This window comes from Methylobacterium platani, assembly GCF_001653715.1.
Lineage (GTDB): Bacteria > Pseudomonadota > Alphaproteobacteria > Rhizobiales > Beijerinckiaceae > Methylobacterium > Methylobacterium platani.
Genome location: NZ_LWHQ01000096.1, coordinates 764 through 1042 on the forward strand (window position 1 = coordinate 764; position 279 = coordinate 1042).

Below are 279 nucleotides of genomic sequence, written 5' to 3' on the forward strand. Positions count from 1 at the left end.
CGACGAGACCGCGTCCTCAGGGATTGGCCGACGACGCTGGGCGCGTTCCGCGGCTGCCAAGCCGGATATCCAGCACAGGTTGCCGGGCTTGGCCAGGGGGTTGTGGGCCGGAGGATGACGGAAGGGTGCTTTCCGGCCTCGGCAGGACGAGGCCGGTACGAAACCCTTCCCCTTCGGAAGCCGGGCCTGCCCGAGTTCCGCATCCAAGCGTCCAGGTCGGGCAGGCCCGACTTGGATTGCGGGGGAGGGTTGCGTCGCGCGTCACTTCGCCGGCGCGGC